The sequence below is a fragment of the Arthrobacter sp. Bi83 genome, assembly GCF_918698095.1.
GTDB lineage: Bacteria > Actinomycetota > Actinomycetes > Actinomycetales > Micrococcaceae > Arthrobacter.
Map to the genome: position 1 here is coordinate 1 of NZ_CAKKLY010000088.1, position 8,852 is coordinate 8,852.

Below are 8,852 nucleotides of genomic sequence, written 5' to 3' on the forward strand. Positions count from 1 at the left end.
GGGTGGCGCTGCCGGCGCGGGCGGCCAGGGACAAGGAGGCCTGGGTGACATCCTCGGCGGCCTTCTGGGCGGAGGCCGGCAACAGCAGTCCCAGGCAAGCCCGGTTCCGGCTTCGGACCAGCCCGAGCCGACTCAGCCGCCTGGGCCCGCGCAGAGCCCCGAGCCAGCCACTGGCATGGAGGGCGAACCGGCGCAGCGTTCCGTCACGCCGGGCGAGGTCATTGACGTTGATCTGCCGGGCGAGGACCAGCCGGATCAGTCAACATCCGGGCGGCCGTCAACGAACAACAACGGCGGCCTCGGCGGGATCCTCGGAGACCTGTTCGGCAAGAAGTAAGCGGCAGTGCAGTACTGCCGGGTGTGGTGCCGCCAGATGGGGTGCAGCTAGGCGGCCGGCGCGGATGGCCGCCTGCGGTAGAGCCAGACCAGGCCCAGCACCGGAAGGATCAGCGGGATGAAGGCGTAGCCGCGGCCAAACAGGGACCACACCGTCTCGTGCGGAAACTGGACGGCGTCAAACACGCTCAGCGCGCCGACGACGATCACTCCGACCAGTTCCACGAGCACGGCGATGACCGAGACACGGAACCAGGTCCGGCCCGGCCTGGCGAGCGACACCGTGGCCACGACATAGACGAGGGCCGCGAGGGCAGACAGCACGTAGGCCAGTGGCGCCTCGGAGAACTTGGTGAGAATCTGGTAGCCGGCCCGCGCTGTGGCTGAAATGGCGAACACGGCATACACCGCGATGAGGAGCCGTCCCGGGCCTGTGTTGCGCGTGTTCCGGGGGCTTGCGGCGGTTTTGGGAGTTGCGGTCACGTTGTGTGCTTCTTCCACTTCAGTACCAGATCTGGTTCATTCGCGCGGCCATGACCAGGGCGGTCACGCCGACGGCGGCAAGGACAAAGTTGCTCCAGCGGGTCCGTTCCAGGATGGACCAGTACACCGCGGCGACGGGCAGCATGAGGGCGGTGACGAGATAGCCCCAGAATTCCCAGGCCTCGCCTGCGATCTGTTCCCCCGCAATAACCCGGACGATCGAACCGACGAGGTACACCAGCAGCGACAACTCCACGGCGCCCACCGACAGAATAGTGACATCGTTGGGGGCTTTCTTCAGGATTCCCGCCACCGCGCAGGTGACGGTGGAGAGGAGTCCGACGCCCAGGATGATGTAGAAATATGCGTCCAAGGCTAACCGGCCTGCTCTCTGGTGGGCGAACCGCCGGTTCCGGGCGCGAATACGAGCACCGGCTTGGCGAAGCTGCCGGTGTCAGCAAGCAAGGCCACGAGTGATCCGTCGGGGGCGAACGCGGCCGCCGGACGGTCCGCGGTGGCCGCTTCCGCGGAGCCCGCAGGGGCTCCCGCAGCGATCCGGCGGCCGAACGATATCTCGGTGGTTTCCTCCGCGCTCAGTTCCCGGTTGGGCATGAGGGCCCTGGCCGCTTCGGACATTTCCAGGATTTCGAGTTCCTCGGCGAGCTGCTCGAGCGTCCGGGCCTGGTCCAGCGAGTACGGCCCCACGTGGGTCCGGCGCAGCGCCGTCAGATGGCCGCCGACGCCCAGTGAACCGCCCAGGTCGCGGGCCAGGGCACGGATATACGTCCCGGACGAGCATTCGACGGTGACGTCAATGTCCACCACGTCCCCGCCCCGCTCGCGGCGCATTCCGTGCACCTCGAAGCGGTGGATGGTCACGGCCCTGGCGGCGAGCTTTACGTCTTCACCCGACCTGACGCGGGCATAGGCGCGCTCTCCGTTGACCTTGATGGCGCTGACGCTGCTGGGCACCTGCTGGATCTCGCCGGTCAGCGATGCGATCCCGGCCCGGATGGCGTCCTCCGTGGCAGCAGCGGCACTCACAGTGGCCACGACCTCGCCCTCGGCGTCGTCCGTGACGGTGGATTCGCCGAGCCGGATGGTTGCCGTGTAGGTCTTGGAGGTTCCCACGATGTAGGTAAGGAGCCGCGTGGCCTTGTTGATTCCGACCACGAGCACGCCGGTGGCCATGGGATCCAGCGTTCCGGCGTGGCCCACTTTCCGGGTACCGGCGATCCGCCGCATCCGTCCAACCACATCGTGGCTGGTCCATCCCTGCGGCTTGTCCACTATTACCAGTCCAGAAAGCACGCCTCCCAGTATATCGGGGCGGCCGGCCAGCCCGGTCCGGCCCCGCCCTGCCGACCTTCCGGCCGGCCTGCCAGCCGGTGTGCCGGCCGGTGTGCCGGCCGGTGCGCCAGCCGACAGGCCGGGGCTAGGATGGCAGTCATGCCTGAGCTTGCGCCGCACATCAGCGATGTCCCCGTCAACCAGATCCGCGAAATCACCGAGGCGGCCTGGCGCACCCCCGGCGCTGTGGTGCTGAGCATCGGCGAACCCGGTTTCCCGCTTCCCCGGCATGTCCTGGACGCCGGAATCGCCTGCCTGGACCGGGACGAAACGAACTACACTCCCAACGCCGGGATCCCGGCTCTCCGGGAAGCCTTCGCTGACAGATTCCGCGAGCAGTCCGGCACCGGCATCGAAGCCGACCGGGTATACGTGGTTGACGGCGCCCAGCAGGGTCTGCACCTGGCCATGAGCCTCCTCCTCGGCCCGGGCGACGAAATCCTGATCCCCAATCCCGGCTATCCCACCTTCGCCATGACCAGCCGGCTGGTCAATGCCGTCCCTGTCAGGTATCCCCTCTACCCCGAGCACGACTTCCAGCCCCGGATCGAGAATGTGGAAGCGCTCATCACGGACCGGACACGCGTTCTCATGCTCAATTCGCCGTCGAATCCCCTCGGTGCGGTGCTGGGCGAGGATCTGACCCGCGAGCTCGTGGAATTGGCCCGAAGGCATGACCTCTGGATCATTTCGGACGAATGCTATGAGGCCTTCACCTACGATGTCCCCCACGTCAGCCCGGCGCGCTTTGACAGCAGTGTTCCCGGCGAAGCGAGAGTATTCACGTCCCTTACGCTGTCCAAAACCTACGGCCTGACCGGACTCCGGATAGGGGCCCTCGTCTGCCCGCCCGGTCTGGAGCAGCGGATGAACAACGTGATGGAGGCCATCGTCTCCTGCGTTGCCTCGCCGTCGCAGTATGCGGCCCTGGCCGCACTCACCGGCCCGCAGGACTACGTGGCGCACGCGCGGGAGCACTACCGTGCCAACCGGGACGCGGCCTCCGCCATCCTGCGCTCCAAAGGCATCCGGTTCCTCAATGCGCAGGGGGCCTTCTACCTGTGGGCGGATGTGTCACATCTAAGCGGCGGCGATGTCCGGGGCTGGGTCCGGCGCTTCCTCGCCGATTCCGGCGTCTCGTTTGCGCCCGGAACCGCCTTCGGGTCTATTGGCGAGGGCTGGATCCGGATCGCGCTGTGCGGCAGCCAGGCTGAACTCGTGGAGGGCGTCACCCGGCTTCCGGAACGGGAGCACGACGGCGGCAACAGGCATCCCGCGCGGGGACAAGAACCCATCAGCAGTTAGGCCGGTCACCAGCGTCAGTAATCGGTGCGTTCAGTGTTGTTGCGCCAAGCGTCGAAGGGGACGCCCGACGTCGGAACGGGCGTGTGGCTGACCGGCAGCAGTTCCGGGCGCGTACCGGCGAAATACTCGTAGAAAACTGCATCGTCGAACCCCGCGGCCGCCGCGCCGTGTCGGTCTGCGGCGTAGTACACACGGTCGATTCGCGCCCACAGCGCAGCAGCGAGGCAGAGCGGGCACGGTTCACAGCTGGCGTAGAGGACCGCACCGCCGAGATCGAAATTGCCTGACTCCGCCGCCGCGGTCCGGATGGCCACCACTTCAGCGTGGGCGGTGGGATCGTTGTCCCGGGTGACCCGGTTTACTCCTTCATGGACCGTCCCGTCAGGGGTGACCACCAGCGCGCCGAAGGGTCCGCCCCCGGCGGCCACGTTCCGTTCGGCGAGGGCTACCGCCTGAGTCAGGTACTCACGGACATCTGCCGCTGAAGGTTGCGCAAGCATGATCTGATCATAGCCAGATGCGCCCAATTTCCCCCCGCCTGCAGGGATGGTTTCCCGCGCCCGTCGACAGCTCCGGACCAGCGGGACTAGACTGCGCGCGTCAGGGGGAACGGGTCTTTCCGGCCCACTAACGGTCTCAATGCTCTGGATGATCACCATTGACGTTGGAGACAGCATGAAAAAGCAAAGATCACGTACGGCAGCCTTCGCCGCCGCCTCGCTCCTTCTGTCCTTCGCTCCGGCAGCACAGGCTGTCCCGGACCCGAAGACGCCGGCACCCGCCGTGCTGGCCAAGGGCCTGCTGAGCCCCCTCCACATCAGCGACGGACATGACGGCTCCGTCCTGGTCAGCGAAGAATTCGCCGGCAGACTAACGCGGATCGGCCGGAACGGAAGCGTCACCACAGTCTACGAAAAGAGCGCCTGGGATGTCGCGGGCAGCGACCGCCGCGGCAAGACCGTCTATTTCGCTGAAAGCCAAGGGGCCGGCACCGGAGGCAAAATTGCGCTGGCCGGTCACCTCCGCAGCATAGATGCGGACGGCAAGCAGCGTACCGTAGGCGATCTGGCCGCCCTCGAAACGAAAGAAAACGCCGACGCCGGCAACTCCTACGGGTTCCGGAGCCTTCCCACCGCCTGCGCGGCACAGCTGCCACCGCAAGTGGAAGCTTCCTACAAGGGACATGTGGACTCCCATCCCTACGGAATCGAAGTCTATGGGGACACCATCTACGTGGCCGATGCCGGCGCCAACAGCATCGTCTCGGTTGATGTGAGGACCGGCGAGACCGAAACAGTGGCTGTCCTGCCGCCCCGGCCGCACCGCTTCACCGCCGCGGAGGCAAAGGCTGTGGGCTTGCCCGGCTGCGTGTCCGGCCAAACCTACAACTTCGAGCCGGTACCCACCGACGTCAAACGGGGACCGGACGGCTGGCTGTACGTGACATCGCTCCCCGGCGGACCGGAGGACCCGGCCCTTGGCGCCCGCGGCGCAGTGTTCAAGATCAACCCGCACAGCGGCCGCGTCAAGATGTTTGCCGACGACGTGATGTCCCCCACCGGGCTGGACATGGACGATGAGGGCAACGTCTATGTGGCGTCTCTGTTTGGCGCGGGCGTGCTCCGGCTTTCTGCCCACTCCGGCAAGGAACACGTGGTGCTGCCGGCAACGCTCGCCGCAGACGTGGATGTCAGGGGTGACACCCTCTACGCCACCGTCAATTCCCTCCCGGAACCTAACAAGGCACCCGAAGGGCGGGTCGTGTCCGTGCCCCTGGAGCACGATTCAGACGACTGAAACCGGCGCCAGGCAAACGCCGGGGAACCCCTGGCGGGCACACAACATCCATATGACAAAAATGGTGCGGCCGGATCCCCAGGGATCCGGCCGCACGACTTCTGCACGCTGGTTACTTGCTCTGGTCCTCGTCAATTTCGACATCGCCGCTGAGGTCAATGTCCTCTTCGTCGAAGTCGTCCTCGTCGATCTCCACGTCAACCGGGACGTCGCTCTTGTACGGGTCGGCGTCGCCTGCGTGCTTGGCGTTTTCGGCCAAAGCGGCAACCTCGGCGTCGCGTTTCTTCGCGGCGCGGAGCAGTTCCTCAAGGTTGGAGGCGTTCACGGGGATCTGGTCCGCGACGAACTCGAGCGTAGGCGTCAGCCGGACGGTGATGTTCCGGCCCACTTCCTGCCGCAGCACGCCCTTGGCCTTCTCCAGCCCCTTGGCCGCATCCGCCTGCACGGCCTGGTCACCGAACACCGTGTAGTAGACGGTGGCATGCTGCAGGTCATTGGTCACACGCGCATCGGTAACAGTAATGCCCTCAAGCCGCGGATCCTTCACCTTCCGGCCCAAAGCCTCTGCAACAACAACCTTAATCCGCTGCGCCAACTTGGCAGCGCGTGCCGGATCAGCCATTTCCACTCCTAAATATTTGGATGTACGACGGCGCGATAGCAGCTGACGTACTCTCGTTGGTTTATTGCCACGCACCTAGGGCGAGTCTACGACGGACTCCCGTTGGAGTTTTTCCGGCGGCTTGGGAGTGGCATCCAAGGTGGCAGCCGAGGGCCCCGATGCGAGCTTGCGAGCATTGGGAAGGCTGACGCCGCTGTCGGAGCCGGACGGGTTGCGATCGCAGATCGCAACCCGTCCGGCGAAGGGGCGGGGCCGCCGGAAAAATCCAACGGCCCCGACCAGTACTGCTCTAGTTCGTCAAACGAACAACTTAGACGCGCGGCTTCTCGCGCATCTCGAAGGTCTCGATGATGTCGCCCTCGGTGATGTCGTTGAACGAGCCAAGACCGATACCACACTCGAAGTCCGTGCGGACCTCGGTGGCGTCGTCCTTGAAGCGCTTGAGCGTCTCAACGGTGAGGTTGTCGCCGATGATCTTGCCGGCGCGGCTGATGCGGGCCTTCGAGTTGCGTCGGATAATGCCCGAGCGAACGATGGAACCGGCAATGTTGCCGAACTTGGAAGAACGGAACACCTCGCGGACCTCGGCGGTGCCAAGCTGGACCTCTTCGTACTCCGGCTTGAGCATGCCCTTAAGAGCCAGCTCAATGTCATCGATTGCTGCGTAGATGACTGAGTAGAAGCGCATGTCCACGCCTTCACGGTCTGCCAGTTCGGCAACCCGTTCTGCGGGCTTGACGTTGAAGCCGATGATGACGGCGCTGTCGACCGTTGCCAGGTTGACGTCGTTCTGCGTGATCGCACCGACACCGCGGTGGATAACGCGGAGCTGGACGCCCTCGCCGACGTCGATCTTGAGCAGCGCGTCTTCGAGGGCTTCCACGGCACCGGACACGTCACCCTTGAGGATGAGGTTGAGGGTGTCGATCTTGCCTTCGGCGACGGCCTGGTCGAAGTCTTCCAGGCTGATGCGCTTGCGGCGCTTGGCCAAGGCAGCGTTGCGGTCGGCAGCTTCACGCTTCTCGGCGATCTGGCGGGCGGTGCGCTCGTCAGCTGTCACGAAGAAGGTGTCACCGGCGCGCGGCACGTTGGACAGACCCAGCACCTGGACGGGGCGGGACGGGCCGGCCTCGGTCAGGGCGCTGCCGTCGTCGTCGAACATCGCACGGACACGGCCGTGGGCCGTACCGGCCACGATCGTGTCGCCGACGCGCAGGCTACCGGACTGCACCAGGACAGTTGCCACGGAACCGCGGCCCTTGTCGAGGTTGGCTTCGATCGCGATGCCGCGGGCGTCCTTGTTCGGGTTGGCGCGCATGTCCAGGGCTGCGTCTGCGGTCAGCAGGACAGCCTCGAGCAGCTCGTCGATGTTGAGGTTCTGGCGGGCAGAGACCTCAACGAACATGGTGTCGCCACCGTATTCTTCAGGAACCAGGCCGTATTCGGTCAGCTGGCCACGGACCTTGTCCGGGTTGGCGCCTTCCTTATCGATCTTGTTCACAGCCACAACGATCGGCACGTTGGCTGCCTGCGCGTGGTTGAGGGCTTCAACGGTCTGCGGCATAACGCCGTCGTCCGCTGCGACCACCAGGATGGCGATGTCGGTGACCTTCGCACCACGGGCACGCATGGCGGTGAACGCCTCGTGGCCGGGGGTATCGATGAAGGTGATCTTGCGGTCTTCGCCTTCGTGGGTGTGCGTGACCTGGTAGGCACCAATGTGCTGCGTAATGCCGCCGTGCTCGCCCGCCATAACGTCGGACTTGCGGATGGCATCGAGCAGCCGGGTTTTACCGTGGTCGACGTGGCCCATGACAGTGACAACCGGAGGACGTGCCTCGAGGTCTTCGTCGCCTTCGGCTTCCAGCTCGGCGTCGAAGTCGATGTCAAAGGTGGAGAGCAGCTCGCGCTCCTCATCCTCCGGCGAAACGACCTGGAGCTTGTAGCCAAGCTCCTCGCCAAGCAGGGCAAAGGTTTCCTCATCCAGCGACTGGGTTGCCGTTGCCATTTCACCGAGGTGGAAGAGCACGGTCACCAGTGCGGCGGGGTTCGCCTCGATCTTGTCAGCGAAGTCCGTGATGGACGAGCCACGGCGAAGCCGCACTACGGTGTTGCCGTCGCCGCGGGGTACGCTCACGCCACCCAGCGACGGAGCGCTCATCTGCTCAAGTTCCTGGCGCTTTGCACGCTTCGACTTGCGCTGTTTGCCGCGGCCTGCGCCGCCCTTACCGAAGGCACCCTGGGTTCCGCCGCGACCGCGGCCACCCTTGCCGAAGCCACCGCCGGCCGGAGCGCCGCCGCCGGCACCGGGAGCACCGGTTCCGGGAGCGCCGCCTGGACGGCCCGGACCGCGGCCGCCGCCACCGGGACGTCCTGCACCAGCCGGTGCCGGACGCTCAGTGCGGTTGGGCATCATGCCCGGAGTAGGACGGTTTCCACCGGCACCTGCGGGGCGGGGGCTGCCCGGAGCGCCACCGGTACGCGGAGCACCGGGACGGGGACCGCCCGGAGCACCACCGGTACGCGGAGCGCCCGGACGGGGACCGCCGGCACCTGCCGCGGGACGCGGACCGCCGGGGCGGTCGCCGTCAGTGCGGCTGCCACCGGGACGCGGCATGCCCTGCGAAGGTGCGAACGGGTTGTTGCCCGGGCGCGACGGACGGTCTCCGTCGCCGCCACGGCCGCGGGGCATGCCCTGGGACGTCGCGAACGGGTTGTTGCCGGGACGGGGACCGCCCGGTCGAGGTGCCGAGCCGCCCTGTCGTGCTGCGGGCGCAGCCGGCGCTTCAGCCTTGGGTGCCGGGCGCGCTCCGGGCTTGGCGCCCGTCGAGGGAGCTGCGGGGGCGGCGGCCGAAGGTGCTGCGGCAGCGGGAGCAGCGGGCGCTGCAGGCGCCGCCGGAGCTTCCGCCTGAGGTGCCTGTGCGGGGGCCGGTGCCGGGGCAGGTGCCTGAGCCTTGGG

8 protein-coding genes and 1 pseudogene are annotated in these 8,852 nt (G+C 66.5%); 3 read left to right on the forward strand and 6 right to left on the reverse strand.

From position 1 onward, the window contains the following. Positions 1-337 (forward strand): annotated as a pseudogene (locus LQ144_RS22280) (hypothetical protein); the annotation flags it as partial. 47 nt (positions 338-384) lie between these two features. On the opposite strand, the gene LQ144_RS22285 reads toward LQ144_RS22280, so the two are convergent. The 3 genes from LQ144_RS22285 to truB are packed head-to-tail and all read right to left on the reverse strand — an operon-like array spanning position 385 to position 2,130. Continuing rightward, positions 385-819, reverse strand: coding sequence for a hypothetical protein (locus tag LQ144_RS22285; protein WP_230121430.1), 435 nt, complete (start codon positions 817-819; stop codon positions 385-387). Positions 820-838: 19 nt separating this feature from the next. Continuing rightward, entirely contained in the window at positions 839-1,192 is a 354-nt protein-coding gene (locus tag LQ144_RS22290) for a hypothetical protein (protein ID WP_230121431.1), read from the reverse strand. A 2-nt stretch (positions 1,193-1,194) separates the two neighbouring features. Beyond that, positions 1,195-2,130: a tRNA pseudouridine(55) synthase TruB gene (gene truB / locus LQ144_RS22295; RefSeq protein WP_230121432.1), complete on the reverse strand. Its 936-nt coding sequence runs from the start codon at positions 2,128-2,130 to the stop codon at positions 1,195-1,197. Between the two features lie 138 nt (positions 2,131-2,268). Between truB and LQ144_RS22300 the strand changes: the two genes are divergently transcribed. Continuing rightward, positions 2,269-3,474: an aminotransferase class I/II-fold pyridoxal phosphate-dependent enzyme gene (locus LQ144_RS22300; protein ID WP_230121433.1), complete on the forward strand. Its 1,206-nt coding sequence runs from the start codon at positions 2,269-2,271 to the stop codon at positions 3,472-3,474. A 14-nt stretch (positions 3,475-3,488) separates the two neighbouring features. On the opposite strand, the gene LQ144_RS22305 is transcribed toward LQ144_RS22300, so the two are convergent. After that, positions 3,489-3,974 (reverse strand): nucleoside deaminase, encoded by a 486-nt coding sequence (locus LQ144_RS22305; RefSeq protein WP_230121434.1) that lies wholly within the window; start codon positions 3,972-3,974, stop codon positions 3,489-3,491. A 175-nt stretch (positions 3,975-4,149) separates the two neighbouring features. Here LQ144_RS22305 and LQ144_RS22310 point away from each other — a divergent pair, with 175 nt between their 5' ends. Next, positions 4,150-5,271 carry a ScyD/ScyE family protein gene (locus LQ144_RS22310; RefSeq protein WP_230121435.1) on the forward strand — a complete coding sequence of 374 codons (1,122 nt, stop codon included), beginning with the start codon at positions 4,150-4,152 and terminating at the stop codon, positions 5,269-5,271. Positions 5,272-5,383: 112 nt separating this feature from the next. Here LQ144_RS22310 and rbfA read toward each other — a convergent pair whose 3' ends face one another. Continuing rightward, positions 5,384-5,893, reverse strand: coding sequence for a 30S ribosome-binding factor RbfA (gene rbfA / locus LQ144_RS22315; protein ID WP_230121436.1), 510 nt, complete (start codon positions 5,891-5,893; stop codon positions 5,384-5,386). Positions 5,894-6,203: 310 nt separating this feature from the next. Continuing rightward, positions 6,204-8,852, reverse strand: a 2,649-nt coding sequence (gene infB, locus LQ144_RS22320) for a translation initiation factor IF-2 (protein WP_230121437.1), incomplete at its 5' end; no start/stop codon positions are given.

Bases quoted from the DNA above. Each gene is read 5' to 3' on its own strand.
- rbfA (WP_230121436.1), bottom strand. From the start codon at position 5,893: ATGGCTGATCCGGCACGCGCTGCCAAGTTGGCGCAGCGGATTAAGGTT.
- LQ144_RS22300 (WP_230121433.1), top strand. From the start codon at position 2,269: ATGCCTGAGCTTGCGCCGCACATCAGCGATGTCCCCGTCAACCAGATC.
- LQ144_RS22305 (WP_230121434.1), bottom strand. From the start codon at position 3,974: ATGCTTGCGCAACCTTCAGCGGCAGATGTCCGTGAGTACCTGACTCAG.
- LQ144_RS22310 (WP_230121435.1), top strand. From the start codon at position 4,150: ATGAAAAAGCAAAGATCACGTACGGCAGCCTTCGCCGCCGCCTCGCTC.